The sequence below is a fragment of the Candidatus Pantoea floridensis genome (genome assembly GCF_900215435.1).
Taxonomy (GTDB): domain Bacteria; phylum Pseudomonadota; class Gammaproteobacteria; order Enterobacterales; family Enterobacteriaceae; genus Pantoea; species Pantoea floridensis.
Map to the genome: position 1 here is coordinate 3,505,226 of NZ_OCMY01000001.1, position 26,062 is coordinate 3,531,287.

The 26,062-nt window shown below is 56.2% G+C and carries 22 protein-coding genes; 15 read left to right on the plus strand and 7 right to left on the minus strand.

Annotation, left to right across the window (positions count from 1 at the left end):
• The 4 genes from otnK to CRO19_RS16300 all read left to right on the plus strand — a co-directional run bounded on the left by otnK (position 1) and on the right by CRO19_RS16300 (position 4,133).
• Positions 1-1,260 (plus strand): 3-oxo-tetronate kinase, encoded by a 1,260-nt coding sequence (gene otnK, locus CRO19_RS16285; protein ID WP_097096755.1) that lies wholly within the window; start codon positions 1-3, stop codon positions 1,258-1,260.
• Positions 1,257-1,883, plus strand: coding sequence for a 3-oxo-tetronate 4-phosphate decarboxylase (gene otnC / locus CRO19_RS16290; protein WP_097096756.1), 627 nt, complete (start codon positions 1,257-1,259; stop codon positions 1,881-1,883). Before otnK ends, otnC begins: the two co-directional genes overlap by 4 nt.
• Positions 1,883-2,662 carry an HPr family phosphocarrier protein gene (locus tag CRO19_RS16295; RefSeq protein ID WP_097096757.1) on the plus strand — a complete coding sequence of 260 codons (780 nt, stop codon included), beginning with the start codon at positions 1,883-1,885 and terminating at the stop codon, positions 2,660-2,662. Before otnC ends, CRO19_RS16295 begins: the two co-directional genes overlap by 1 nt.
• Positions 2,663-2,780: 118 nt before the next feature.
• Positions 2,781-4,133, plus strand: a complete 1,353-nt coding sequence (locus tag CRO19_RS16300) for a GntP family transporter (protein WP_097096758.1) — start codon at positions 2,781-2,783, stop codon at positions 4,131-4,133.
• A gap of 118 nt (positions 4,134-4,251) precedes the next feature.
• Here the strand turns inward: CRO19_RS16300 and sbcB are convergent, their stop codons facing one another.
• On the minus strand, positions 4,252-5,673 hold the full coding sequence (gene sbcB, locus CRO19_RS16305; protein ID WP_097096759.1) for an exodeoxyribonuclease I: 1,422 nt from the start codon (positions 5,671-5,673) through the stop codon (positions 4,252-4,254).
• Positions 5,674-5,875: 202 nt separating this feature from the next.
• Here sbcB and dacD point away from each other — a divergent pair, with 202 nt between their 5' ends.
• The 4 genes from dacD to tmaR all read left to right on the plus strand — a co-directional run bounded on the left by dacD (position 5,876) and on the right by tmaR (position 9,376).
• On the plus strand, positions 5,876-7,042 hold the full coding sequence (gene dacD, locus CRO19_RS16310; RefSeq protein ID WP_176519162.1) for a serine-type D-Ala-D-Ala carboxypeptidase DacD: 1,167 nt from the start codon (positions 5,876-5,878) through the stop codon (positions 7,040-7,042).
• Between the two features lie 88 nt (positions 7,043-7,130).
• Entirely contained in the window at positions 7,131-7,595 is a 465-nt protein-coding gene (locus CRO19_RS16315) for a GyrI-like domain-containing protein (protein ID WP_097096761.1), read from the plus strand.
• 240 nt (positions 7,596-7,835) lie between these two features.
• Entirely contained in the window at positions 7,836-8,894 is a 1,059-nt protein-coding gene (locus tag CRO19_RS16320; RefSeq protein ID WP_097096762.1) for an FUSC family protein, read from the plus strand.
• 161 nt (positions 8,895-9,055) lie between these two features.
• Entirely contained in the window at positions 9,056-9,376 is a 321-nt protein-coding gene (tmaR, locus tag CRO19_RS16325; protein ID WP_008110563.1) for a PTS system regulator TmaR, read from the plus strand.
• Between the two features lie 114 nt (positions 9,377-9,490).
• On the opposite strand, the gene CRO19_RS16330 is transcribed toward tmaR, so the two are convergent.
• Complete coding sequence (locus tag CRO19_RS16330; RefSeq protein ID WP_097096763.1) at positions 9,491-10,555, minus strand: LacI family DNA-binding transcriptional regulator; 1,065 nt, start codon at positions 10,553-10,555, stop codon at positions 9,491-9,493.
• Positions 10,556-10,654: 99 nt separating this feature from the next.
• On the opposite strand from CRO19_RS16330, the gene CRO19_RS16335 reads away from it, so the two are divergent.
• On the plus strand, positions 10,655-11,422 hold the full coding sequence (locus CRO19_RS16335) for a YdcF family protein (protein ID WP_097096764.1): 768 nt from the start codon (positions 10,655-10,657) through the stop codon (positions 11,420-11,422).
• Between the two features lie 91 nt (positions 11,423-11,513).
• On the opposite strand, the gene CRO19_RS16340 is transcribed toward CRO19_RS16335, so the two are convergent.
• A complete protein-coding gene (locus tag CRO19_RS16340) occupies positions 11,514-12,425 on the minus strand; it encodes a ketopantoate reductase family protein (protein ID WP_097096765.1) in 912 nt (303 codons plus the stop codon).
• Positions 12,426-12,636: 211 nt separating this feature from the next.
• Between CRO19_RS16340 and fusA the strand changes: the two genes are divergently transcribed.
• On the plus strand, positions 12,637-14,733 hold the full coding sequence (gene fusA, locus CRO19_RS16345; RefSeq protein ID WP_097096766.1) for an elongation factor G: 2,097 nt from the start codon (positions 12,637-12,639) through the stop codon (positions 14,731-14,733).
• Positions 14,734-14,932: 199 nt separating this feature from the next.
• Positions 14,933-16,546, plus strand: a complete 1,614-nt coding sequence (locus tag CRO19_RS16350; protein WP_097096767.1) for an ABC transporter substrate-binding protein — start codon at positions 14,933-14,935, stop codon at positions 16,544-16,546.
• A gap of 77 nt (positions 16,547-16,623) precedes the next feature.
• Here the strand turns inward: CRO19_RS16350 and CRO19_RS16355 are convergent, their stop codons facing one another.
• From CRO19_RS16355 to CRO19_RS16370, 4 genes are all read right to left on the minus strand, one after another.
• Positions 16,624-17,571 (minus strand): fimbrial protein, encoded by a 948-nt coding sequence (locus CRO19_RS16355; protein ID WP_097096768.1) that lies wholly within the window; start codon positions 17,569-17,571, stop codon positions 16,624-16,626.
• A gap of 9 nt (positions 17,572-17,580) precedes the next feature.
• A complete protein-coding gene (locus CRO19_RS16360; RefSeq protein ID WP_097096769.1) occupies positions 17,581-20,151 on the minus strand; it encodes a fimbria/pilus outer membrane usher protein in 2,571 nt (856 codons plus the stop codon).
• Between the two features lie 101 nt (positions 20,152-20,252).
• Positions 20,253-20,939, minus strand: a complete 687-nt coding sequence (locus CRO19_RS16365; RefSeq protein ID WP_097096770.1) for a fimbrial biogenesis chaperone — start codon at positions 20,937-20,939, stop codon at positions 20,253-20,255.
• A gap of 88 nt (positions 20,940-21,027) precedes the next feature.
• Positions 21,028-21,543 carry a fimbrial protein gene (locus tag CRO19_RS16370; RefSeq protein WP_176519163.1) on the minus strand — a complete coding sequence of 172 codons (516 nt, stop codon included), beginning with the start codon at positions 21,541-21,543 and terminating at the stop codon, positions 21,028-21,030.
• Positions 21,544-21,984: 441 nt separating this feature from the next.
• On the opposite strand from CRO19_RS16370, the gene CRO19_RS16375 reads away from it, so the two are divergent.
• From CRO19_RS16375 to CRO19_RS16390, 4 genes are all read left to right on the plus strand, one after another.
• A complete protein-coding gene (locus CRO19_RS16375; protein WP_097096772.1) occupies positions 21,985-22,509 on the plus strand; it encodes a GNAT family N-acetyltransferase in 525 nt (174 codons plus the stop codon).
• 121 nt (positions 22,510-22,630) lie between these two features.
• The gene (locus tag CRO19_RS16380) at positions 22,631-23,623 is read left to right on the plus strand and encodes an ABC transporter permease (protein ID WP_097096773.1); all 993 of its coding nucleotides are present in this window, start codon (positions 22,631-22,633) and stop codon (positions 23,621-23,623) included.
• Positions 23,620-24,453 (plus strand): ABC transporter permease, encoded by an 834-nt coding sequence (locus CRO19_RS16385; protein WP_097096774.1) that lies wholly within the window; start codon positions 23,620-23,622, stop codon positions 24,451-24,453. The genes CRO19_RS16380 and CRO19_RS16385 overlap by 4 nt, the downstream gene beginning before the upstream one ends.
• Positions 24,450-26,057, plus strand: a complete 1,608-nt coding sequence (locus CRO19_RS16390; protein WP_097096775.1) for a dipeptide ABC transporter ATP-binding protein — start codon at positions 24,450-24,452, stop codon at positions 26,055-26,057. The genes CRO19_RS16385 and CRO19_RS16390 overlap by 4 nt, the downstream gene beginning before the upstream one ends.
• Positions 26,058-26,062 lie beyond the last annotated feature (5 nt).

Below are 26,062 nucleotides of genomic sequence, written 5' to 3' on the forward strand. Positions count from 1 at the left end.
ATGCGTTTAGGCGTCATTGCGGACGACTTTACCGGTGCCACCGACATTGCCAGCTTCCTGGTTCAGCACGGCCTGCCGACCATTCAATTTAACGGCGTGCCACAAGGTCAGGATGAAGTAAGCGCGCAGGCGATTGTGATCAGCCTGAAGTCACGATCGTGCCCGCCGCAGCAGGCGATCGCACAGTCGCTGGCGGCGCTAAAGTGGCTGCAACAGCAGGGCTGCGATCGTTTTTATTTCAAATATTGTTCCACCTTCGATAGCACCGAGCAGGGCAACATCGGCCCGGTGACCGATGCGCTGTTGGCGGCGTTAGGTGAAACGCAAACGGTGATCTCGCCGTCGCTGCCGGTCAACGGCCGCACCGTGTATCAAGGCTATCTGTTTGTCGCCGACCAACTGCTGTCTGAATCCGGCATGCGCCACCATCCGGTAACGCCGATGACCGACAGCAATCTGGTGCGCCTGATGACGCGTCAGGCCAAAGGTCAGGCGGCGGTGATCAATGCAGCATTGCTTGATCAAGGTGCCGACGCGGTGCGTATGCAGCTGGAGAGCTTGAAAGCGCAGGGCATCAACTATGTGGTGCTGGACGCGCTGCACGAGCAGCATCTGCTGACGCAGGGCGAAGCGCTCAAAGCGATGCGTCTGGTGACTGGCGGTTCAGGACTGGCGATCGGGATTGCCCGCGCCTGGGCGACCCAGCAGCAGAACCGCGATGCCGAGCAGGCGGGACGTCCGCAGGGCGAACGCGCGGTGGTGATCTCTGGCTCTTGCTCGCAAATGACCAACCGCCAGGTGCAGGCGTACCGCCAGCAAGCGCCATCGCATGAAGTGTTGGTTGAACGCTGTTTGGAAGACGCCGAAGGTTATGCGCAAACGCTGTGCGATTGGGTGGCAGCACATCATCAGCCTGGGCTAGCACCGTTGCTCTTCGCCACCGCCGATGCGCAGCAGCTGCAGGCGATTCAGCAGCAGTACGGTGCCGCGCGCAGCAGCGAAGCGGTCGAGCAGTTATTTGCGGCGGTAACGCGTGAACTAAAAGCGCGCGGCTGGCAGCGCTTTATCGTCGCCGGCGGCGAAACCTCGGGCGTGGTAGCGCAGAGCCTGGGCGTTACCGCATTCCACATCGGACCGATGATTTCGCCGGGCGTGCCCTGGGTGCGTGACATCCATCAGCCGCTGTCGCTGGCGTTGAAATCCGGCAACTTTGGTGACGAACAGTTCTTTTCCCGCGCACAAACGGAGTTTTCACTATGACCGAACAACAAGCACGCGATGAGATGGTGCAGCTCGGCGCCTCCTTCTTTCAGCGCGGCTACGCCACCGGCTCGGCGGGCAATCTGTCGCTGCTGTTAGAGGACGGCAATCTGCTGGCCACGCCTACCGGTTCGTGTCTTGGCGAGCTGCAGGCCGATCGCCTGTCAAAAGTGACGCTGCAGGGCGAATGGCTTTCCGGCGACAAGCCATCGAAAGAAGTGGCGTTTCACCGCGCGCTTTACCTGAACAATGCGGAGTGCAAAGCGGTGGTGCATCTGCACAGCCACTATTTGACCGCGCTCTCTTGTCTCAACGATCTCGACAATGAAAATTGCATTCGCCCGTTCACGCCGTACGTGGTGATGCGCGTGGGAGATGTGCCGGTGGTGCCATATTACAAGCCGGGCGATGCGCGTTTAGCTGAGGATCTGGCTAATCTGGCCTCGCGCTATAACGCCTTCCTGCTGGCGAATCATGGCCCGGTGGTGGTGGGCAAATCACTGCGCGAAGCCGCCAATAATACCGAAGAACTGGAAGAGACCGCGCGTCTGATGTTTACGCTCGGCGACCGCTCAATTCGTTATCTCACCGCTAACGAAGTGGCGGAATTGAGGAATGTCTAATGCCTAAGTTTGCAGCCAATTTATCTACGCAGTTTGGTGAACAGCCGTTTATCGCGCGTTTTGCCGCCGCAGCTAACGCCGGTTTTCGCGCCGTCGAGTTTTTGTTCCCGTATGATTTCCCAGCAGACATCATCAAAGCGGAGCTGGAAAAACATCAGCTGGAGCTGGTGCTGTTCAACACCGCGGCGGGCAACGTGCAGGCGGGCGAATGGGGCGTTTCCGCCATTCCGGGCCGTGAAGAGCAAGCGCGTGGCGATATTGACCGTGCGCTAGAGTACGCGCTGGCTTTGAATTGCCAGCAGGTGCATGTGATGGCAGCCACGCTACCCAACGGCGCCGATCGCGCAAAGTATGAAGCGACTTTTGTGCAGAATATGCACTACGCTGCCGAGCGTTTTGCGCCGCACGGCATTCGCCTGTTGCTTGAGGCGCTCAATCCCGTGACCAAGCCGAATTACCTCTACTCTAGCCAGTATCAAACGTTATTGATGATGGAGCGAATCGATCGTCCTAACGTCTTTACCCAGCTCGATCTGTTTCATGCGCAGCTGGTGGACGGCAATCTGACCCATCTTATCCGTGAATACGCCGGGCGTTATCGCCATATCCAGATTGCCTCGGCGCCGCATCGCCACGAGCCTGACGAAGGCGAAATCAACTATTCGTATCTGTTCAACCTGCTGGATGAAGTGGGCTACGACGGTTGGGTGGGGTGTGAATATATCCCGCGCGGCCGCACCGAAGCCGGTCTTGGCTGGTTCGCGCCCTACGCAAAATAACCCGGGTTTTACCGCTCAACACAGGGCTTTTGTGCGCTGTGTTGGGCAAGTCATACCTTAATCCGACAACACCAGAGAAATCTGTACCTAAAAAATACTTATAAGATAGAGGGTTACCATGTCTACCGCGTTGTTACTCGCCATTGCTACCGCCAGCATCGTGATCTTGCTGTTGCTGGTAATTAAAACCAAAGTGCACCCCTTCGTGGCGCTGATAATTGTCAGCCTGCTGGTCGCCATTGCCACCGGCATTCCGGCGGACAACATTATGGAAACCATCTTTAGCGGGATGGGCAATTTGCTGGGGCATATCACCATTATCATCGTGCTGGGTGCGATGCTCGGCGCGGTGATTGAAGCCTCGGGCGGGGCGGAATCGCTGGCGCAGCGCTTTAGTAAATCGCTGGGTATCAAACGCACCGTCGCGGCGCTGACCATGGCAGCCTTTATCCTCGGCATTCCGGTGTTTTTTGAGGTTGGTTTTATCATCGTGATCCCGCTGATTTATGGCTTCACCAAAGTGGCGCGCGTCTCGCCGCTCAAGTTTGGCTTGCCGATGGCGGGCGTGATGTTAACGGTGCACGTGGCGCTGCCGACGCATCCAGGCGCAGCGGCGGCCGCCGGTATTTTGCATACCGACATGGGCTGGCTGATGATGCTGGGGATTATGATCTCGATTCCGGTTGGTATTGTCGGCTACTTCGTCGCGAAAGCGATGAACCTGCGTCAGTATCATCTGTCGGTTGATGTGCTGGAACAACTGCAGCTGGCGAAACCCGAAGGCACGGCGAAAAACGACGCGCCACCGCCGGGTGCGCTGACCATTACCGGGCTGATCATCGTGCCGATCCTGTTAATCGTCCTGGGAACGTTGGCTCACACCACGCTGGCAGAGGGCAGCGTGCTGCGCTCGGTAATGACGGTCATAGGTACGCCGGCGATTGCGTTACTGATTGCGCTTGGGCTAGCGGCGTGGCTGCTGGGCGTGCGTCGCGGCTGGAGCAAAGAGAAGCTGGAAGATCTGACTGGCCGCGCCATCCCCAGTTCTGCCAGCGTGATTCTGGTAGCGGGCGCAGGTGGAGCATTTGGTAAAGTGCTGGTGGAGTCCGGCGTGGGTAAAGCGCTGGCGCTAACGCTGGAAACACTGCATCTGCCGCTGGTGCCCGCAGCCTTTATTCTGTCGCTGGCGTTGCGTGCATCGCAGGGATCGGCCACGGTAGCGATTCTCACCACCAGCGGCTTACTGAGTCAGGCGGTGGGCGATGTGACGGATATGCAGCGCGTACTGGTGACGCTGGCAGCTTGTTTCGGCGGATTAGGTTTGTCACACGTCAATGATGCGGGTTTCTGGGTGGTGACGCGCTATCTGGGCTTATCGGTCGCCGACGGTTTGAAGACCTGGACAGTGTTGACAACCGTGATGGGCCTGAGCGGTTTCGCGCTGACGTGGCTGGTGTGGGAAATAATTTAAGGGTTCCCTGGTCGCCATGAATGGCGACCCTACAAACGGGCATTGCGTACGGTCGCCATTCATGCGGGCATTGCGTAGGGTCGCCATTCATGGCGACCTCTCACCAGACCGCAGAGGACTAAGACACCAGCTCCTGCGCATACAAATACAGCGCCTTCAGCTGCGCCATCTTCTCTGCATTACCCTCATGCAAACTCGCCAGTGACTCCAGCTCCAGCAGGAACGCCTGCACACGCTCAGCATTGAGCGCTTCGCGGCGGTGCTGCAACCAGCGTTGCTGCTCGGCATCATCCAACGTGCCGGGGAAATTACGCGCCCGATAGCGGAACAGCAGTTTGGCAATGCGCTTATCTTCAAAGGTTAAATCCAGCGCCGGCAAATTCTGCGGCGGCGTCTGGCGCACAATGTTCATACCCGCGCGATCGGCATCGCTAAAGAAACCCTCATACAGCTGCGCATCTACATCATCTGAAGGCGTAAACGGCTCAGCATCAGCAAACAGCGCCACCACTTTTTCCCGCACTTCCGCATGCTCGCGCAGCACTTTTAGGTTCGCGAGGCAGCGTTGGCGATCGATACCTAAGCGCGCAGCATCTTCCGGACGCAGCGTGCTCGCCGGCGCCAGCACCGGACATTTATTGATATGGACCAGCTTAATCGGCACGGCAGGAAGATCGCCTAACTCGCTGCTACGCGTATATAAACGCTCGCGCAGTTCGTCAGATTCCAGCTCAAGCAGCGGCGACATATCACCGGCCAAATCAGCGACAATCAGCGCATTGCGGTTATCCGGATGCCACGCCAGCGGCACAATCCAGCTGGTGTTGCCGCGCGCCGCGCCGAACATGCCGGAAACGTGCACCAGCGGCTTCATCTGCGGGATATCAATCAGCGTCATCAATTTCTGCTTGTTGCGATGGCTAAACAGAAACTCAAACAGCTTCGGCTGCTTCTCTTTCACCAGTTTCGCCATTGCCAGCGTGGCATACACGTCAGACATTGCATCGTGCGCCTGTTCGTGCGCCACGCCGTTGGCCTTAGTGAGATGCTCCAGCTTAAAGCTCGGGAAGCCGTCATCATTTTCCGGCCAGACAATGCCTTCCGGACGCAGCGCGTAGCAGGCGCGCATCACATCCAGCAGATCCCAGCGCGAATTGCCGTTTTGCCAACTCCAGCCATAAGGATCAAAGAAGTTGCGATAGAAGATATTGCGCGTCACTTCATCGTCAAAACGCACATTGTTGTAACCAATCACACAGGTTTGCGGCTCGCTAAACAGGCCGTGAATGCGCTCGGCAAATGCCGCTTCTGTCACGCCACGCGCTTTGGCGGTTTGCGGCGTAATGCCGGTGATCATCACCGCTTCTGGCTGCGGCAAATAATCGTCCGCGGGCTGGCAGTAAAACACCTGCGGTTCACCTACCGCATTGAATTCTTTATCGGTACGCAGGCCAGCAAACTGTGCCGGGCGGTCCAGCGAAGGACTTTTACCGAAGGTCTCATAATCGTGAAATAAGAAGGTGAACTCAGAGGCGGGCACGGCATTATCCTGGCTGTGGAGAATCAACGCACAGGATAGTCGTCCCTGGGTGGCAGTACAACCTTGATCATCCTCGCTGCGAGCGGGCGCGCAGCATTTAGGCGCAGTTCATACTTTTTTTCAATTTATTCAGATCTGTAAGCGCTATTTGCCGTAAAACGTGCGGCGGTAAATTCATTTTTTTGATTTCGAGGAAGAAGTGTTGAAAAGGCGTCTGCTGGTAACTGTATCTGGAATGATTGTTTGGGCATCGTTGGCGCAGGCCGACGACAGCATGCCGTTTCCCCTGACGCCACCGCCGATTGATGCGGCTTCGTGGGTGCTAATGGACGCCACTACCGGCCAGATTCTAACCGCCGGTAATCCGGACGAAGAGCGCAACCCGGCAAGTTTGACAAAACTGATGACCGGCTATGTGGTCGATCGCGCGATCGATCAGAATAAAGTCAGCCGCGATGACAAAGTCACCATCGGTAAAGATGCGTGGGGCGCAGGCAATCCGGTGTTCAAGGGCTCTTCACTGATGTTCCTTAAACCGGGCGATCAGGTTACGGTACGCGATCTGATGCGTGGCGTGATTATCGATTCCGGTAATGATGCCTGTGTGGCGCTGGCGGATCATGTCGCCGGTAGCGAAGCCAGCTTCGTCACCATGATGAACAGCTACGTGCAGAAGCTTGGTTTAACGCACACCCACTTCGAAACCGTGCACGGCCTCGATGCGCCGGGTCAACACACTACCGCACGCGATTTAGCCGTGCTGTCACGTGCCATCATCAGCGGCGAGCCCGATTTCTACGCCATGTACGGCGAGAAAACCCTGACCTGGAACGGTATCACCCAAAACAACCGCAACGGCTTGCTGTGGGACCAGAATCTGCACGTCGATGGCCTGAAAACCGGTCATACCGAAAGCGCTGGCTTCAATATCATCGCGTCGAATGTGGTAGGGCGTCATCGCCTGATCGCGGTGATTATGGGCGGCAAGAGTCCGAAAGGGCGTGAAGATCAGGCACGTAAACTGCTGGTGTGGGGCCAAAACAACTTTGATACCGTGCAGCTGTTCCACGCGGGCAAGAAAATCGGTACGGAAAACGTCTGGTACGGCAATCCGCACCAGGTGGATGTCGGCACTACCCAGGATATCTATCTGTCACTGCCGCGCACTGAAGTTTCCAATGTGATGGCCAAGTATGTGATTGATCGCAAAGACCTGGAAGCACCGTTAAAAGCGGGCGAGCAGATTGGTGAAATCCAGGTGATGGACAAAGATAAGCAGCTGGCAAGCTATCCGCTCTACACGCTGCAAGCGGTTGATCAGGCAGGCATCATCACGCGCATCAGTGATTACCTGAAAAAGAAACTGTAATCCATCGCGTATTTTAGCGTTGCCATCATCGCCGCTACACGGCGGTGATGGCACAATCGAGCTTTCTGCTGCTGATCTGAGGCAAAGTATGAAAGCATGGATTGTTGAACGTCATCCGCAAAGCTGGCTTGGCTATCACCTGCAAGGACCGTGGGAGGAGACCGTGCCGCGTGGCTTTGACCGACTGAAACGTTGGGTCAGTGAGCATGATGCGAAAGGTGAATGGCTGGCTATTTATTACGGTAATCCGCGAGAGCTGTCGCCGGAAGAGTTGCGGGTTGAAACGGTGATTACTGCAGCGGAAGCGGTTATTCCCGCCCCCGGTGACGATATCGAAAAAGGCCTGTTGCCCGGCGGACGCTATTTCCATGCCCGCGTCGAGGTACGTAATAACGAATTTTATGAGGCGTGGTGCAGTTTGTTCGATAAGTTAAACAAGCAGCGTGAATGGCAAGTCGATAATCGTCCCTGTTTCGAACAGTACCTTTCCGACGGATCCGACAGCGGCAATTGGCTGGTGGATATGTTCATTCCGGTGCGTGCGGCTGAATAAAATACGCGGTCACCATGAATGGCGACCCTACAAAACACGCCCGTAGGGTCGCCATTTATGGTGACCGATTCAATCACCGCACAAAACCCGATGCGTTACATCAATGTTTCTATTGAGAAAACCAGATGTAACATGCATGTTTTATTTCACGTAAAGACGAAAAAGATTGCGTTCAACCCTGATGGTTCGCGTCTTGCCAGGGTAACATAGCGCGCAAATCGTTACCGTTCCCGGACAACCATGTTACGCGCCGACAAGCCCATCTCGCCGATTGAGTTCTGGTTCTACCGCCACTATCGCATCATGCATGGTGTACGCATCGCTATCGCCTTTGTGCTGTGCTTCCTGTTTGTACGCCTCACCGATATTCCTGAAGGCACCTGGCCGCTGATTACGCTGGTGGTAGTGATGGGGCCAATTTCAACCTGGGGCAACGTGCTGCCGCGCGTAGTCCAGCGCATCAGCGGCACCTTCGCCGGTTTACTTTCCGGCTTGATTGCCCTGAAGCTGGAGCTGTTTTCCCTGCCGGTGATGCTGGTGTGGTGCGCCATCGTGATGGTGGTTTGCGGTTACCTGACGCTGGGAAAACATCCCTATATGGCGTTGCTGATCGGCATCACGCTTGGCGTGGTGGTGGGCGCACCGGCCGGTGATTTCACTATCGCCATGTGGCGCGGCGGGGATGTGATTCTGGGGTCGCTGATGGCGCTGCTGTTTAGTGCCATCTGGGCTCAACGCGCTTACACTCATTGGCGCATCCAGCTGTCAGATGCTTTCATCGCCATGGCGAAACTGCATCACACCGGTTTTTCTGCCAATTTGCTGGAAAAACCGCGCCTGAATAAACCTTTCCAGAAGCTGCTAAGTGCCGTCATCAAAATGCGTTCGCTGCTGGATCCGTCAAGCAAAGAGACGCGAATTCCGAAATCGGTGTTTGAAGCGATCCAAACTATCAATCGCAATATGGTAAACACCATGCAGATGCAAATTGATGCGTGGTGGTCGTCGCGTGAAAGTCATCTGATTATGCTCAATGCGCCAACGCTGCGCCGCACCCAGCAGATGACGGAAGACACGCTTAATGCGCTGGCCACGCTGGTGGTGAAAGGGGAAACCGAAGAGATCACCGCTAACAGCCTCGTACTGGAGGAGATCACCCAGGAGCTGGAACAGCTCATCGCTAATCGCAGCGGACGTCCAGAAACGACGGCAATTTACGGTTACGTCTGGCTGAGCCTGGAGCAGGCGCGTCAGCTGGAACGGATGACCGATTTAGTGCGCCTGGCGTTGCGCAAATAGTTTTCTCAGGCAATGACTTAATGTGAATCACGCTTTCTTTGCGCTAAGATAAGCGCCAGTCCGAATTTAGCTGTGAAAATTGCAACCCTTGCGGTCAAACCGCTAAGCTAAACGTTATGACTATTCCGCCTGCCGATGCAGGCCTTAAGAAAGGTGCCAACATGGAAAATGCCAAGCAATCATTTCAGGACGTACTGGAGTTTGTGCGTATGTTCCGTCGTAAAAACAAACTGCAGCGCGAAATCGTGGATAACGAGAAGAAAGTCCGTGATAACCAGAAACGTGTATTGCTGCTGGACAACCTGAGCGAATACATCAAACCTGGCATGAGCATTGAAGCGGTGCAGGAAATTATCGCCAGCATGCGTGTGGATTATGAAGACCGCGTGGATGAGTACATCATTAAAAACGCTGATCTCTCCAAAGAGCGTCGCGAGCTGTCGAAAAAATTGAAAGCGATGGGCGAGCCTAAAGCGCAGTAATTCTCAGGGGCCGAAAGGCCCCAAATTTCAGGAAGCAACACCAACCTGTAGCGGCGCAATTGATTGCGCTATTTTTATGCCCGTTTCAACATCGCGCCGCTACCAAATGTGCAGTTATGTGCTGCTCAATCTGCGCGCCAGCGCCTGCAGCTGCTGTGCAATCTCCCTTACATTCACCTGACCCTGCTGCGGTGCCGCCGTGGTTTCACGCAATACCAGCTCGGTTTCCAGTCTCTCATTCGCTAACGTGCCGCCTTCCAGCTGTGCCACTAAGCGATCGACGCTTATCGCGCCCAACTGCTGCAAATCCTGGCGCACGGTGGTTAATGGCGGCTGATACCAGGCGCTTTCTGCCGTGTCGTCGTAGCCAATCAGCGAAATCTCTGCGGGGATATTCACGCCGTGCTGATGCAGCGCCCGCATCGCGCCAAGCGCCATCTGATCGTTGGCCACCAGTAGCGCCTGCGGTAGCTTATCCGGCAACTGCGCCAGCACGGCCTGATAGCCCGATGCCGCGCTCCAGTCACCGCTCAGCACGCAGAACGGCGTGAGCCGATGTGCTGACAGCGCCTGCTGCCACGCGGTGAAACGCGCACGTGCCGATGCCGAGCGTTCAGGCCCATTCAACACGCCAATCTGCTGATGGCCGAGCGCCACCAGATGATCCACGGCCTGTTTCGCCCCCGATTCGCTCTGATATTGGCACTGCGCCACCGTGGCGCTGCGCTCTACATCCAAAAACAGCGTCGGTTTATTACCGCACTGCAGCTGAATCTGTTCGGCTTGCTGCGCATCCAGCGGCAGATTGATCAGCAGCGCATCAACCCGTTGCGCCAGCAATTCATTTACCGTGTCCTGCGGCGCGCTGCTGGCATTCGCCATGGCAATCACCAGGTGATAACCCTGCGCCGCCGCACGTTGCTGAATTGCCGAGGCAATTTGTGCGGGCGCCATCAATGCGAGATCGCTGGTGGCGAGACCCAGCGTGCGGGTGTTTTTACCCGCCAGCTGCTGCGCGACCCGATTCGGCACATAGTTGAGCTGCTGCATCGCCGCTTCTACTTTGGCGCGGGTGCGCGGCGAAACCTGCTCGGAGTGGTTGAGAACGCGGGAGACGGTTTGGTAGGAAACCCCCGCCAGATGGGCAACATCATCAAGGGTTACGGAACGCGCAGTCATGGATCTCTCCTGAAGATTAAGCGGCGAGTGTAGCAAATTTTTCCCTGCCGACGCGCGCTTAAGCCGCTACACTGCCAAAGTGAAAATGAGGAGAAAGGCATGCAGCTTAACAACGATCACATTCAGGATATCAATACCCTGGCGACCTGGCTGGCACTGGATCACATGCCGCAAACGGGCACGCTCGACGTCGATTTAGCCATTCTGGCCGGCCACGCGGTGCTGCCGAACGTGGAGGCGGTCATCGCCCTGGCGAAAAAGTATCAGCTGCCGTTATTGGTAAGCGGCGGCATTGGCCACTCTACATCGTTATTAGCAGAGATGCTGAGCACACATCCGCTGTATCGCCAGATTGAGACCCAAGGCAAAAGCGAAGCAGAACTGCTGGGCGACGTAGCGCGCGTGTTTGCCGCGCTGCCGGACGATCAGCTGCTGCTGGAAACCGCCTCTCGCAACTGTGGCGAAAATGCCGCTTTCAGTCAGAAATTACTGGATGAGCACAGCTGGCAGCCGCAGCGCGTGCTGCTGGTACAGGACCCGCTGATGCAGCGGCGCACGTGGGAAACCTTCCGCTATCAGTGGCGCGACCGCGCCGATGCGCCGGAATTTATCAGCTGGCCGGTGTTTGTGCCGCAGGTGATGATGGATGCGGGCATGCTACGCATTATTGGTGCGCCGCCGCAGGGCTTGTGGTCGATGGAACGTTTTCTGTCGCTGCTGATGGGGGAAATCCAGCGCCTGCGCGACGACGAAAATGGCTACGGTCCACGCGGCAAAGGTTTCCTCGGTCATGTAGATATACCGGAAGAGGTGGAAGCGGGCTGGCAGCGGTTGAAGCAGCTGCCGGGCGTGCAGTCTCGCTTATGATATTTCGGTCGCCATCAATGGCGACCTTACGACACGACCGCACGCCAATCGCGCCAAACAACCGTAGGGTCGCCATTCATGGCGACCCACGTTAACGACCCTGCACATACACCTGCAAATTGACATACACCGCGTTCAGCAATGGTGTCACCACGCCACTGCGCGCACCACGCACCAGCAAATCACCAATCACTTGATCGGCCTCAATCTCGTAGCCCTGGGCTAAATCCCGGTACATCGATGAGGTCATCGCCGCTTTGGGATTATTCAGCGTCTCATAAATCTTCGCCGTCACCGCCGGGCGCTGTTGATAACCTTCGGCGCTTAAAACCGCCAGTACTTCACCAAAAATTGTTTGCAGCAGCGCTTCGCCACCTTGTGCGTTCAACACCTGCTGCGTATTGCCGCGCGCGATACAGCACACCGCACCGAGCGTGCTCAGCAGCAGCCATTTTTCCCACAGTTCGCTGATAATGTTGTCGGAGAAAAGGGTGTCAAACTGCGCCGCGCGCAGGGTTTCATCTATTCGCTGCAGGCGCGCATCGTTATTGCCATCCAGCGCGCCGTAATAGAGCATATGCAGCGGCGTCATCTGCACCACTTCGCCGTTTTCACCCAGCGTGGCGTTGATTTTACACAGGCCGCCAATCACCTTGTCACCAAAGCGCGCCCGCAGCGTGTCGATATGACGCATCCCGTTAAGAATGGGCATGATCAGCGTGTCAGGACCCACGGCGGGGGCGATATCGTTCATCGCCTGTTCCAGGGCGAAGCTTTTCACCGTCAAAATAATCAGATCATAATGGCTGTTAAGCGAATCCGCCTGCGCCAGCTGAGGTTGCAAAACTTCCGTGCCATCAGGCGTTTTCAGCACCAGCCCGGTTTGCTGCAGCTGCTGAAAACGGCGCTCGCGCACCAGAAATGTCACATCACGTCCTGCTTGCGCCAGACGCGCACCGAAATAACCGCCGGTTGCACCGGCACCGACCACCAGAATGCGCATGATTCAAACCCTGTCAGAGTGAAAGCCTTACCTTAAAGTGCCGGGCGATGGCTTTCCAGCCCGTAAATGCTGAATCACATGCAAGTTTTTAACGATGAGTAAAAAAGGCTCAAACTGTTCGTATTTATTCGTACAATGGGTTTAGGCTGTTGCGCAGCGGCGGGCAATGGTGCGCGCCGCTCTTTCCAGTCGAGAAGACTAAGGACGCATCATGCCCCGAACCCTCCCCATCGAACGTTATCGCAACATCGGCATCTCCGCGCACATCGATGCCGGTAAAACCACCACCACTGAGCGCATCCTGTTTTACACCGGAATGAGCCACAAGTTAGGTGAAGTGCACGATGGCGCGGCAACCACCGACTGGATGGCGCAGGAGCAGGAGCGTGGCATCACCATCACGTCGGCGGCGGTAAGCTGCTTCTGGCCGGGTATGGACGGCAGCTTTACGCCGCACCGCATCAACATCATCGATACCCCCGGTCACGTTGATTTCACTATTGAAGTCGAGCGCTCAATGCGCGTGCTGGACGGCGCGGTGATGGTGTATGACGCGGTTGGCGGCGTACAGCCGCAGTCGGAAACCGTGTGGCGCCAGGCCAACAAATACCGTGTGCCGCGCATCGCCTTCGTTAACAAGATGGATCGGCAGGGCGCAGATTTCTTCCGCGTGGTGCAGATGATGAAAGATCGCCTGCACGCCAATCCGGTGCCGATTGTGATTCCTATCGGCGCCGAAGAGCATTTTAGCGGCGTGGTCGATCTCAACAAAATGCGCGCGATTTACTGGGACGATGCCAGCCAGGGCATGAGCTTTAGCTATGCGCCGATCCCCGCTGAATTGCAGGCGCTAGCGGCCGAGTGGCGTGAGAACATGGTCGCGGCGGCGGCAGAAGCCAGCGACGCGCTAATGGATCGCTATCTTGAGCTGGGCGATCTTAGCGAAGACGACGTCATTGCCGGTTTGCGCCAGCGCACGCTGCAGGGTGAAATTCAGCCAATGCTGTGCGGCAGCGCGTTCAAAAACAAGGGCGTGCAGCGCATGCTGGATGCGGTGATTGAGCTGATGCCATCGCCGCTCGACGTACCGGCGGTGAGCGGCGTCAATGAGCAGGGCGAACACGACGAACGTCATGCCGATGACAGCGAACCGTTCTCGGCGCTGGCGTTCAAGCTGATGAGCGATCCCTACGTTGGCCAGTTAACCTTTGTGCGCGTCTACTCCGGCGTGCTGCGTAAGGGCGACAGCGTGTGGAACGCGGTGAAAGGGCGCAAAGAGCGCATCGGCCGTATCGTGCAGATGCAGGCTAACGATCGCATTGAAATTGAAGAGATTCGCGCAGGCGATATCGCCGCCTGCGTTGGCCTAAAAGAGGTCACTACCGGTGAAACGCTGTGCGATCCCAACGCGGTAATCACGCTGGAGCGCATGGAGTTCCCCGACCCGGTGATTTCGCTGTCGATAGAGCCGAAGACCAAGAGCGATCAGGAGAAAATGGGCCTGGCGCTGCAGCGGCTGGCGGCGGAAGATCCGTCGTTCCGCCTGCATACCGATGAGGAATCCGGCCAGACGATTATTTCCGGTATGGGCGAGTTGCATCTGGAGATTATCGTTGATCGCATGAAGCGCGAGTTCGGCGTGGAAGCCAACATTGGTCGGCCGCAGGTGACTTATCGCGAAACCATTCGTAAAACGGTGCGCGAGGTGGAAGGCAAGTTTGTGCGTCAGTCCGGCGGTAAAGGCCAGTATGGCCACGTGGTGCTGACGCTGGAGCCGCAAACGGCGGGTGCCGGTTTTGCCTTTGAAGATGCCACCAAAGGCGGCGTGGTACCGCGCGAGTTCATTCCTTCGGTAGAGAAGGGGATTCGAGAGGCGCTGAACAGCGGCGTGCTGGCCGGTTATCCGGTGGTGGACATCAAAGCCACGCTGACGTTTGGTTCGTATCACGACGTCGATTCGTCAGAAATGGCGTTTCGTATGGCGGCGATCTTTGGCTTTAAAGCCGCAGCGAAGCTGGCCGATCCGGTGATCCTTGAACCGCTGATGCAGGTGGAAGTGGAAACGCCGGAAGAGTATGCCGGTGGCGTGATGGGCGATCTCTCATCGCGGCGCGGGACCTTGCAAGGCATGGATGAGCGCTTTGGCGCCCGCATTATTCGCGCCGAAGTGCCGCTGTCCGAGATGTTTGGCTACGCCACGACGCTGCGTTCGATGTCACAAGGCCGCGCCACCTACAGCATGGAGTTTGCGCACTATGCCGAAGCGCCGCGTAATGTGGCCGAAAGCATCATCGCGGCTCGCACGTAATTATGTCGTAGGGCGCGCATTAATGCGCACCGGGTAAATAAAGGTCGCCAATAACGGCGACCTTTCTCGTATTTAACAAATCCATTGTCACTATTGTCGTTTTACTTTTATTTGTCCGGATTTTAATAATTCAGCGGGAATTAAATACGGGCCAGATGACGGCCATCAATAATATTTACCTGCATTCACCAAGGACAATATGAAATTAACGTCAATAGCGTTGGCCTTAGGCTTTAGCCTGCTGGGAAACACCGTTAGCGCGCTGGCTGCCGATCAGCCCGTCAGCGGCGGCACGCTCACTGTCGGCGTGGAAACCGAACCGACCACCTTTAACCCGCAGCTCAACGGCCAGGACAGAGCGGAAATCACGCTGCGCAACTTCTGGGAATCGCTGCTGGCACGCCGTCCGGACGGCAGCTTTGTGCCGTGGCTGGCTGAGAGTTATCAAGCCAGCCAGGAGGGCAAAGTCATCCGCTTCAATCTGCGGCGCGACGTCACCTTCTCCAACGGCGAGAAGTTCGATGCCAACGCGGTGGCCGAGAACTTCCGCCAAACCCAGGTGGCGCAATACTGCGCGGGCACCAGCCTGTGCCTGATGGGTTCGCACATCGATAAGATTGAAACCCCAGACGATCACACCGTTGTGATCACCCTGAAAGCGGTCTATTCGCCGTTTCTCTCCTTCGCCGCAGGGCTGCAAATTCTGGCCCCCGCCAGCTGGAAATCACCGCAGTTGAAATCGGGCGGCAAAGATTTGGCTGGCACCGGGCCGTTTATTCTCGAGAGCTATGAGAAAGGCCAGCAGGTGACTTACGTTAAAAACCCGAAATATAACTGGGCGCCAGCCACTGCTAAACATCAGGGTCCGGCGTATCTCGATCGCGTGACGTATCGTTTCCTGCCGGAATCATCGGTACGCACCGGCGCGCTGCTCTCCGGGCAGGTGGATGCGATCGAGGGCATTTCGGGCAACGATGCCGGCGAATTTAAAGACAATAGCGATTTTACCTACCAGCACGCGCTGAACACCGGTACGCCGTATTCACTGTTCCTCAACGTGGAATATGGCCCGACGCAGGATGTGAAGGTGCGCCAGGCCCTGCTGCAGGGATTGGATATCGACCCGCTGCTGAAGTCGGTTTATCGCGGCGAACGCACCCGCGCGTGGGGCATCACCTCGCCGATCGATCCGCTTTATAATAATGAGCTGGAAGGCAAGTACGGTAACAATCCGGCTGCCGCCAACAAGCTGCTGGATGAGGCGGGCTGGCAAACCCGTGATAGCGAAGGCTTCCGTACCAAAGCGGGCCAGCGTCTGCGTATCGAGCTGATTCAGGCGCAGGCCACGGTGCGCGATCAGCGAGACGTGCTGCTGCAGGCGATTCAGGCGCAGGCGCGTCAACGTCTTGGCGTCGATCTTAAGCTGAACTATGTTGATTCGGGAACCTATGCCGATGTACGTAAGAGCGGTAAATTCGGCACCATTGCTAACTCCAACACGCCCACCGATGGCGTGGATATTGAAAACCACTATCGTCCGATAGCGCAAGGTGGGGCGATTAACTACAGCCGCGTCAACGATGCGAAGATCAATGGGCTGCTAGATAAAGCTGCCAGCACGCTGGATCTGCCGCAGCGCCGCGATGACTACAGCCAGCTGCAGCAGGTGGCATTGTCGCAGCTGGCGCTGGCCGTGCCGCTGTATGAACCGGAAGATCAGTTAGCCACTGCCAGTTATGTGCACGGCTACGGCTTCCGCAGCTATAAGCAGATGCCGGAAAGCGTTTACGATGTGTGGTTGAGTCAACATTAATCGTGCGAAAAGGCAAAGATTGCAGCGGGCAGCCATCACGCTGTCCGCTCGATTTAAATTGCCAGAGGCTATTTATTTCAGTTGTATGTCATCGTAAACGTCGCCGTGGTATTCGCCGTTCCGCTCTCAATGTTTGCTGCGGTTTGATAATAGCGAGCGGTGAGAGCAAGTTGTTTTAAACCGGCCGCATTAGCGGTACCAAAGTTAAGCTGCTTCCCTAATGCCACCACTTGGGTACCTTTGAGTATTTGAATACCGATGCCAGATGCCTGGTTTTTCCCGGCAGTGAGAGCAAGAACACCCGCCGGGCCTGCAGACGTACCTTCCAGCGACAGTTTAATCTTGGTTTTTGCATCGCAATTAAGATCAATCGTAAAGTCTTTCGGCTTAGCGGTTGTCCCTTTACCTTTAAAATCTGAGATGACCGCATTATCAAGTTTCACGTTAACGGTTTTAGTCATCAGCGTGCAGGCTACGGGGATAATAGTATTCGTACCTGTCAGCGCCAACGTAGTGCGATATTTTGGTTCGGGTTCAGCATAAAAATAGGCGAGCGTACCGGTGGTTAAATCGCCCGCACCGACACTCCCGGTGGATAATTTTATTAATGTAGCGCTTAACGGATCGGGCATTGAAAGAGAGGCATTTGCGGCCATAGGTTTGCTAAACGGAACATTGTTAAGTGACTGGTGAATTTCTATGCCTATTCCGGGAATATTGGTTTCATAAATCGTATTTCCAAAGCTGCTGGCGCGAGTAAATAGCACCGGTACGCCTCTATAATTCCAGGCTTGAGTGCAACGAAACAGCGTGGATCCGCCGCTAATTTGCCCCGTAAACGCTGAGGTGATAAAAGCGCCTGCTGGATAATCGCGTTGTACAATGACATTGCCAAAACTGATATTACTAATGATCTCTTTCCCTGCCACTCCCCATGCGCAAGCTGCGGATACCGTATGGGATACCCAGAAGAGTGAGCAGATGATTAACCCTAATAAGAATGTATTTTTATTGTTAGGGAGCATGGTTATTCCTTATTTACAGCGCGCAACAGCATGCTTAATTGCGCTGTTTTGCTGTTTATCTAAGGGCAAAGTAAAATCTGCCTGGCATTGTTGCGTGGCTCCATTCCCCCATTTCACCTCCAGCACGCCACGTTGTGCTACGCCGCTCAGATACACCTGACCACCCTCGCCAACAATACTGCTGTTGTCGTTGTCACCAAGAATATGCGCCGAGGCACCAAATGGCACCAGGCCGTCATGGCGTGTCAGAGTGATTAACGCTCGGCTGCCGACGCGGGTTTTAAACTCTGCCAATACCAGCGCGCCTTTCGTCGGAACCACGGTTGCCGTGGCGCTATCAATATCGAGTTCTTCGCCATAGGTATTGGTATCAAGCGCTACGCGGTTATAGCGATACGGAGTGGCGTAGGGGATAACGGCGTAGCCGCGCCAGTCCGTTTTTACGCCGGTATTGTTTTGTACACTCACGCCACTGGCTCCCGGTGCGCGTACCACGATAGCGCTGTCGCCAATGGCTTGTCCTAACGTTACTCCGTACGGATGCGCGACGATTGAGCCCTGCGCACCGTAGTTCACCTGACGTGAGTTACGGCTGTAGTTGTAGCCTGCATCTATTTCGCCAACGCTCGCTTTGTAAGTCGCATTTACATCACCGCCATATCCCTGGCCGCGACGATCGTAATTCTGCTGTACCAGATAATTCAGGTTGTTATCTTGCAACGTCGTCCCGGCCAGGCCCACGCTGTGGGAGGTGCCGCTATTTTGGCTGTGGCTCATGCCATAACGTGCCCAGCTGCCGGAAAGGAGTTTATCCAGCGGGATCTGCAAATTAAAAGCGATCTGGCGATCGTCTTTCGCTACTCCCGGCGTCTGGCTATGGGTGTAGTTTAAACCGTAGTTGATCCCTCGATGGGTTGCGCTATAACCCACTGAAATATTGCGCTCTTTACCACTTTGCTGCCAGTAATCCTGCTGGGAGGCCGCAACATAGAAACTGCCGATGCCAAAAAAGGATTGGTTAATGTTCAGCATTGCCTGGCTGCGTTTGTTGTAGCGTAAACGCCAGACATCATTTTGGCTGGCATTCACCTCATTGGCTTCCTGCAAACTATAGAAACCCGACGTGGAATAACGGTAGCCTGCCAGCGTGAAGCTGGTGCCGGTTGCCGCAATCTCTTTGGCATACTGAAAACGATAAGACTGACCACGGTGCGCCGATCCATCACGCAGCTGGGTTTGGGCCTGGGTGACATCCACCGAAACCGATCCCCAATCACCAAAACTATGGCCTACCCCCAACGCTGCCGAGTGATAGTGGTTGGCACCTTGTACACCACCGTACAGCGTATTAGATCCCGGCAGGCCATAAAGTGCCGTTGCCTGAGCAAAACCCGGGGGACTGCCGCTTGCGTAAGTGGAACGATAACGGCCCGTCGTGGCCGAGTATTTCAACTGGCCTTCGCGCTGCATGATGGGAACAGCAGAGAAAGGCTGAACGGAGACCCGCTCTGAGCCATCTGCCTCGCGCACGACGACCTCCAAATCACCGCTGGAAGCGGTAGGGTATAAATCCCGGATAACAAAGGCGCCTGGCGCAACATAGGTTTGGTAAATAACGTAGCCATTTTGACGCACCGTAACCTGCGCATTCGACTGGGCAATACCGCGGATCACCGGGGCAAAACCGCGCAGGCTATCAGGCAGCATATTTTCATCTGAGGTGATTTGCGCACCGCGAAATTGCACGCTCTCGAACACATCGCCTGGCGTGGCGCTGTCTCCCAGGGTGAGTTGGCCTTTGAGAAACTGGATATCGCGCTGGAGATAGGTGCTAATGCTCTGCCAGCTGGCTGCCTGCTGCGTGCTGCTTGAGAACGTTGAGTAATTACGCAGCCGCCAGGCACCAAGGTTTAGGCCACCGCGCAGATTGAGGAAATTGCTGTTGAGACGGGCGTTACCGTATTGGGTATTTGCACCGCTGTAGCGGTAGTTCAACTGTGCCGATGTCATTCCCTGATCCCAAAGTGCCGAATCGGTTGTACTGCGGGCAGCAACGTTTAACGCGGCCTGCGGGATACTGACATCAAGGCGCTGCTGGTTAAAATCGAAGTGGCTCGCGGCATCTGGAATCACGCTGGCCAAATCACTGACGGGTTGATCCTGAGGAAGAGAGGCAAGACCGGGAAAGGCCTCTGTCTTCACACCCATCGCGCTGAGCTGAGCCGGCGTAAATTCCGGTAACAGTTGATCTTTACTGGCGATGAAATTGACATCCCGGGTTGCTAAATGTTGACCATTCACATAGATATCTACCCGGTACTTGCCGGGTAGCTGATTGTCACCAGACAAAAACTGTGAAAGATCACTGGCAGCCTGGCCGCTGTCTGAAATTTCAAGGGCTGCAGGATTAAAATAGACTTCCGCTGCGGCTTCGCGACACTGCAGAGACACACCGACTGCAAGGGTCAGAGCAACGCAATAAGCCGCTTTGGAATAAGTAAAATCATGAATATTACGTGGCGCGCCGGCGCGTTGAATGAGTGCATGTCGAGGCTGTTTTAGGGTGATTGTAGACTTCATGACTCATAGTTCCGCGTGTGAAGATGACATGCACCGAAAAGGGTGCTCAACAACGCCTCCTCTTCGTCACCAGCAGGAGACATTAAAATTGCTGCAAAGGGTTAGAATGAACGGGTTTCTGCGGCGGTAATCCCGCCAAAATCATTGATCATTTGCCAGGTGACTGAGCTGCTCTTAGGGTTATCCAGCGGCAGCGTCATGGACGATTTCGGGGCAATCATGCCAGGATCTTTGAGGGCAAAACCCCCCACCGTGAGGCTGTTAAAAGAGAGGAAATAGGGCGTTGGGTTGTTGATGGCAAGATGGTCGCCCTGCTTGCTAAAGGTCAGCTGTTTATACGCCAGTGCGGCACCCTCTTTTAAGGCGGCTGGGCGGTAAAATAACTTGATCTTGGTTTTGACTGAGATGAGCAGGCGGTTAGTGTCTGTACTTTCCGAACCCGGTATCGCTTTGATGTTGGCCCAAAATACCGATTCACGATCGTCGGGGAGATTGCCGCCGGTGCGAACGATACGCAGAATGTTTTCTTTACCTCCATCCAGGCGGAAAAGCGGTGGTGTAATAATAAAAGGCGGTTTCTCTTCATTAGCCTGCGGATAAGATTCAACCCACGACTGAACAAGGAATGGGGCTTTTTTATCGGTGTTCTTAACCGGAATTGAGGTTTCTTGTTTCCCGGCATCGTAAATAATACGCGTACCGCCAACCACAACGCTGGCTTGCGCTGAATGCAGTGAAATTACCCCTGAAAGCGTGACACAACAAAATGCAGCTAATAAACGAGTCATTTTATTTCCTCTGCTTGTGATTTTTAAATATCTCCTCATTAAAAATAACCCGCCGACCAGGCGGATTATTTAAATTGAAGAGAGAAGATTAGTTATAAACAATGGTGAAGTCGGCTGCGGCTTCTGCTGTCCCGTCAGTCACGGTTGCCGCGGTGGACTGATATTTTGCAAAGTAAGTCAGGGTCGCGGTGGTGGTAAGATTTTGGGATTTTGATGTGCTCCCAATTGGGATTAACGTTACGCCATCATCTTCAAACAGGGCAATACCGAGGTTTTTCGCCGTGCTCGCTCCGCTTAACGCCAGCAGTTTACGGTTATCTGCGTGAGTCGGACCGGTGAAGTTAACGGCAGCCGCAGTGATTGCGGCCGGGCAGGCGGTCAGATCGATTGAAATTTGGCGACTACCGCTGGTGGCGCCGATTGCGCTGAAATCGCTGGTTGCGACTCGTCCGAGGTCAATATTCTGAGATTTTGTTGTCGGACTCACGGTGCAGGCATCCGCCGAGACAGTACCGGTAAAATTAAGGGTGCCACTGGCTGCATGCGCCGTAGAGACCAGGGCGGATCCCGCCAGAACCGCTAAAATAAGACTTTTTTTCATCATGGTGTTGCTCTCCATGCTCAACCATTTAATCATCTGAGCAATTAGTTAATAATTTTTTTAATGTAAGTACATCATTTGCAGAGCGTTGAAATTGTTCCGTAAATGATGTGGTCCCATTAAAATTTATTTATAAGATGGCGGCAATGGAGTGAATTCTTAGTGATTTGTAGGAAAATTCCGATCCCGTTAAATAATGACTTTAATCAATATTTGTCCGGCAAGACGACACAATGTGATGAATAATTAAATTTATTTTAAAAATAAATGGATATTATTTTATGCTGAGGCGCGGTGTGAAGCCTGACCGGCAGCCATCTGCGTAGTAAGGATGAACGGATTTATTATTCCCATATTCTACACATCGATTGCCACTATTCTCGTTTTACTTTAATCCGTCGGATTTTAATACTTTCCTCAACCATGATTACGGAAAGGGTCACTATGAGCCAGCTGATTGAAGTCGCTACCGCCGACGATGCCGAAGAAATTTTTGCTCTGCTGCAGCGCGCCTATGCGGCGCTGGTGGCGCTGGATGTGCATTTCACCATTTCGCAGGGCAACGTCGAGCAGGTTCGCCGCGTTATCGAACAGGAAACCGTGCTGGTGCTGCGCAAGTGGAAACGCGCGGTCGCCACCGTCACGGTGCGTTTTACGTGGCAGCAGGATGAACATGCGCCCTCATCGTGGCCGTTCATCCACTGGTTCGCCGTCGATCCCGATTACAAAGGGCAGGGTTACGGCCGCGACATCATCACCTATGCCGAAGAGACACTGCTGAAGCAGACGCTAAAAGCACCGGGCGTCTATCTGGCCACTGCCACCAAACATCCGTGGTTGAGCGAGCTCTATCTGCGTCGTGGCTATCAACCTTTCCATCACCGCATTAATCCTTTAGGCGAGGCGCTGGTGTTTCTGAAAAAGGAATTTACCCCGCCAGTTGAGCAACCCGTCGCCAAAATCGCCTGAATAACCGAAAAGCACCTGCAACGTTGAGGGATCTTATGCAAGCGAATTCATTCACTCTCGCGCTGGGTGTGGCCTGCCTGCCGGAAGCGCGTCGTTATTCCTCACTCATCAGGAGGCGAAGATGAGTCTGGAAAGCATTGTCACGCGCACGCCACGCGCACCTCGGCCATCGATGTGGCGCAGCGACCTAACGCGCCGTATCGTCAGCCGCCTGTTGGGCGGCGTACTGGTGTTGTGGGCAGCGGTTTCGCTGGCGTTTCTCGGCGTGCATCTGGCACCAGGCGATATCGTCAGCCTGCTGATTGGCGAACAGCTGCGCACGCCGGCGATTGAAGCAGCGATCCGCGCTGAATGGGGCTTGAACGAGCCGCTGTGGTGGCAATATCTGCACTATATGTGGCGTGTGCTGCACGGCGATTTTGGCCGCTCCTACATGCTCAATACTGAAGTCAGCCATCTGCTGGCGACGCAGCTGTGGCCCACCATCAAACTGAAGCTGGCAGCGCTGCTGGTCAGCATCCTTTTTGCGGTGGCGATTGCCGTCGGCACCGCACATCGCCGCATCGGACGCCGCATTGCCAACGGTTTTGAACTGCTGTTGGCCTCCACGCCATCGTTCTGGATGGGCATTGTGCTGCTGTTTATTTTCAGCTTTACGCTGCGCTGGTTCCCGGTGGCGGGCGATCGCTCGCTGTCGTCTCTGGTGCTGCCGGCGCTGGCGCTAGGCCTGGCGCAGGGCGCCGTGATTGCCCAGTTGCTGCGCCGCGAACTGGAGCGCGCGCTGGATGCGCCGTTCACCCTGACGCTGCGTGCGTGGGGCGTGGGTGAAACCACCATTCGGCTGCGTCACGCGCTGCGGCATGCGGCGCTGCCAGCGGTGACCTTAACCGGCTGGCTGGTGGGCGGCTTGCTCAGCGGCGCGGTGATTACCGAGCAGGTGTTTGGCCGTCCCGGCCTCGGTAAATTAACGGTGGATGCGGTGCTGGCGCAGGATCTGCCTGTGGTGTTGGCGGTGGCGATTCTATCGGCGCTGATTTACGTGGTGATGAGCACCGTAGTCGACATCCTGTCGCTGTGGATCGATCCGCGCCTGCGTGGGGAAACGAAATCATGATTGCCGCGCTGCAACGTCACCCTGTTTCACTGCCCGCCGCCGTGTGGGCTGCGATTCTGTTTCTTATTGTCTTAGCTATCGCGGTGATTGCGCCGCAGTGGCTGGCGCACAGCGATCCGCTGCTGGCCGATCCGCTCAATGCTCAATTGCCGCCTTCGGCGCAGCACTGGCTTGGCACCGATCAGCTGGGACGCGATCTGTTAACGCGAGTGATTTACGGCAGCCGCTATTCGCTGCTGATCAGCGTGGCGGCGATGGCGCTGGCGGTGGTGTTTGGCACCTTGCTTGGGCTGGTGGCTGCGCTGGCGCGTGGCGTGGTAGATGAGCTGCTCAGCCGTGCGGTGGATGTGATTTCCGCCTTTCCCGATCTGCTGCTGGCGCTGATGCTCATCGCCTTCACCGGGCCCGGCACCAATAACCTGATTATCGCGCTCGGTGTGGCTTCGGTGCCGCGTTTTGCCCGCGTGGTGCGCGCACAAACCTACAGCGTGATGACCTCTGGCTACGTTGAGCAGGCGCGTACTTTTGGCCTGTCGCGCTTCACGCTGATTACGCGCCACATTCTGCCGCACGCCATTGCGCAGGTCCCGGCACTGGCCACGCTCGGACTTGGCACCGCGATTATCGGCACCGCCGGATTAAGTTTCCTCGGCATGGGGCCGCAGCCGCCAACCGCGGAATGGGGCCTGATGCTGGCGGAAGGGCGCAACTATCTGCGTAATGCCTGGTGGATTGCGGTGTGGCCGGGCGTGTTTATCACGCTGACAGTGATTGCGGTTAACACGCTGGGCCGTTACTGGCAGGCACGTTTTGAAGGGCGTTCAACATGAGTCAGCCATTTATTGATATCCATAATCTCTCAATTCGCTTCGGTCCACAGCAGGTCGTGAAGAATCTCAGCCTGCAGGTGGCGGCGGGAGAATCGGTGGCGCTGGTCGGGGAATCTGGTTCCGGCAAAACCCTCACCGCGCGCAGCCTGCTCGGCCTGCTGCCGGAAGGGGCCATTGTCACTGCCGATCGTTTTACCATCGACGGACGCGATATGCGCCATGCCAGCCGCAGCGACTGGCGTGCGCTGCGCGGTCGCCGCATTGGCTACGTATTGCAAGACGCGCTGGTGTCGCTCGATCCGCTGCGCCGCATTGGTCAGCAGTTGGGCGATGCGTTAAGCGCCGCCGGCCATCGCGGCAATCTGCACGATAAAAGCATCGAGTTGTTACAAGCCGCGGGCATTCACGATGCGGAAAGCCGACTGGAACGTTATCCGCATCAGCTTTCGGGCGGCCAGCGTCAGCGTGCGCTGATTGCCACCGCGCTGGCGGGGACGCCGACGTTATTGATTGCCGATGAACCGACCACCGCGCTGGACATGACGGTGCAGCGCCAGATTCTGCAGCTGCTGGCACAGCGGCGGCGTGACGGCCACGGCCTGCTGCTGATCAGCCACGATTTGGCGGTGGTGGCGGAGCTGGCCGATCGCGTGCTGGTGATGCGCGATGGCGAAGTGGTGGAGCAGGGCCACAGCGGCCCGCTGCTGCAACGTCCACAACAAGCCTGGACGCAGCGCCTGCTGCGCGCGGTGCCGACGCCCGCCACGCGCGGTTTGCGGCTCAGCGCCGCCGAGCCAACGCCGCTGCCGCCGCGCCCACAGCGTAGCCACGCGCCGCTGCTGGAAGGCATCGGTCTGCACAAAGCCTATGGCGATCGTCTGGTGCTGAATGACATCAACTTCACGCTGCATGCCGGCGAAACGCTTGGCGTGGTCGGTGAATCCGGCTCGGGCAAAACCTCGCTGGTGAAAGTGGTGATGGGTTTAACCGAGCCGGACAGCGGCACGCTGCTGCTGGAAGGTGAGCGCTGGGATCGTCTGCCGGAGAAAGCGCGCCGCGCCCGGCGTGCGCGCCTACAGCTGATCGCGCAAGACCCGTTCAGCTCCTTCGATCCGCGTTACACGGTGGAAAAAATCATCGGCGAAAGCCTCGACAGCGCCGGTATTTACGGCGACGCGCGCCGTCAGCGCGTGCGCCAGCTGCTGGACGAAGTGCAGCTCGGCGATCGCTTTCTGCAGCGCTATCCACAGCAGCTGTCCGGCGGCCAGCGTCAGCGCGTGGCGATTGCGCGCGCCTTTGCCCCCAATCCAGCGCTGCTGGTGGCCGATGAGCCGGTGAGCGCGCTGGATGTATCCGTGCAGGCGCAGGTGCTGGATCTACTGGCCGATATGCAGGCCGAGCACGGCACCGCGCTGCTGTTTATTTCGCACGATCTCGGCGTGATCCAGCATCTGGCGGATCGCGTGCTGGTGATGCAAAACGGACAAGTGGTGGAGAGCGGGGCGCTGCAGCAGGTGTTCGCCGCGCCGCAGCATCCGTGGACGCAAAAACTGTTACAGGCGTTGCCGGCGATTCCCGACTGGCAGCCGGCAAATGCATACTAAGGAGA

What these genes read in the sequence shown, in the direction of transcription:
- CRO19_RS16375 (WP_097096772.1), top strand. Translation starts at nt 21,985, where the DNA reads ATGAGCCAGCTGATTGAAGTCGCTACCGCCGACGATGCCGAAGAAATT.
- fusA (WP_097096766.1), top strand. Translation starts at nt 12,637, where the DNA reads ATGCCCCGAACCCTCCCCATCGAACGTTATCGCAACATCGGCATCTCC.
- tmaR (WP_008110563.1), top strand. Translation starts at nt 9,056, where the DNA reads ATGGAAAATGCCAAGCAATCATTTCAGGACGTACTGGAGTTTGTGCGT.
- CRO19_RS16335 (WP_097096764.1), top strand. Translation starts at nt 10,655, where the DNA reads ATGCAGCTTAACAACGATCACATTCAGGATATCAATACCCTGGCGACC.
- CRO19_RS16390 (WP_097096775.1), top strand. Translation starts at nt 24,450, where the DNA reads ATGAGTCAGCCATTTATTGATATCCATAATCTCTCAATTCGCTTCGGT.
- CRO19_RS16350 (WP_097096767.1), top strand. Translation starts at nt 14,933, where the DNA reads ATGAAATTAACGTCAATAGCGTTGGCCTTAGGCTTTAGCCTGCTGGGA.
- CRO19_RS16360 (WP_097096769.1), bottom strand. Translation starts at nt 20,151, where the DNA reads ATGAAGTCTACAATCACCCTAAAACAGCCTCGACATGCACTCATTCAA.
- CRO19_RS16370 (WP_176519163.1), bottom strand. Translation starts at nt 21,543, where the DNA reads ATGATGAAAAAAAGTCTTATTTTAGCGGTTCTGGCGGGATCCGCCCTG.
- CRO19_RS16315 (WP_097096761.1), top strand. Translation starts at nt 7,131, where the DNA reads ATGAAAGCATGGATTGTTGAACGTCATCCGCAAAGCTGGCTTGGCTAT.
- CRO19_RS16340 (WP_097096765.1), bottom strand. Translation starts at nt 12,425, where the DNA reads ATGCGCATTCTGGTGGTCGGTGCCGGTGCAACCGGCGGTTATTTCGGT.
- CRO19_RS16365 (WP_097096770.1), bottom strand. Translation starts at nt 20,939, where the DNA reads ATGACTCGTTTATTAGCTGCATTTTGTTGTGTCACGCTTTCAGGGGTA.
- otnC (WP_097096756.1), top strand. Translation starts at nt 1,257, where the DNA reads ATGACCGAACAACAAGCACGCGATGAGATGGTGCAGCTCGGCGCCTCC.
- CRO19_RS16330 (WP_097096763.1), bottom strand. Translation starts at nt 10,555, where the DNA reads ATGACTGCGCGTTCCGTAACCCTTGATGATGTTGCCCATCTGGCGGGG.
- CRO19_RS16300 (WP_097096758.1), top strand. Translation starts at nt 2,781, where the DNA reads ATGTCTACCGCGTTGTTACTCGCCATTGCTACCGCCAGCATCGTGATC.
- CRO19_RS16380 (WP_097096773.1), top strand. Translation starts at nt 22,631, where the DNA reads ATGAGTCTGGAAAGCATTGTCACGCGCACGCCACGCGCACCTCGGCCA.
- CRO19_RS16355 (WP_097096768.1), bottom strand. Translation starts at nt 17,571, where the DNA reads ATGCTCCCTAACAATAAAAATACATTCTTATTAGGGTTAATCATCTGC.
- otnK (WP_097096755.1), top strand. Translation starts at nt 1, where the DNA reads ATGCGTTTAGGCGTCATTGCGGACGACTTTACCGGTGCCACCGACATT.
- CRO19_RS16385 (WP_097096774.1), top strand. Translation starts at nt 23,620, where the DNA reads ATGATTGCCGCGCTGCAACGTCACCCTGTTTCACTGCCCGCCGCCGTG.
- CRO19_RS16320 (WP_097096762.1), top strand. Translation starts at nt 7,836, where the DNA reads ATGTTACGCGCCGACAAGCCCATCTCGCCGATTGAGTTCTGGTTCTAC.
- CRO19_RS16295 (WP_097096757.1), top strand. Translation starts at nt 1,883, where the DNA reads ATGCCTAAGTTTGCAGCCAATTTATCTACGCAGTTTGGTGAACAGCCG.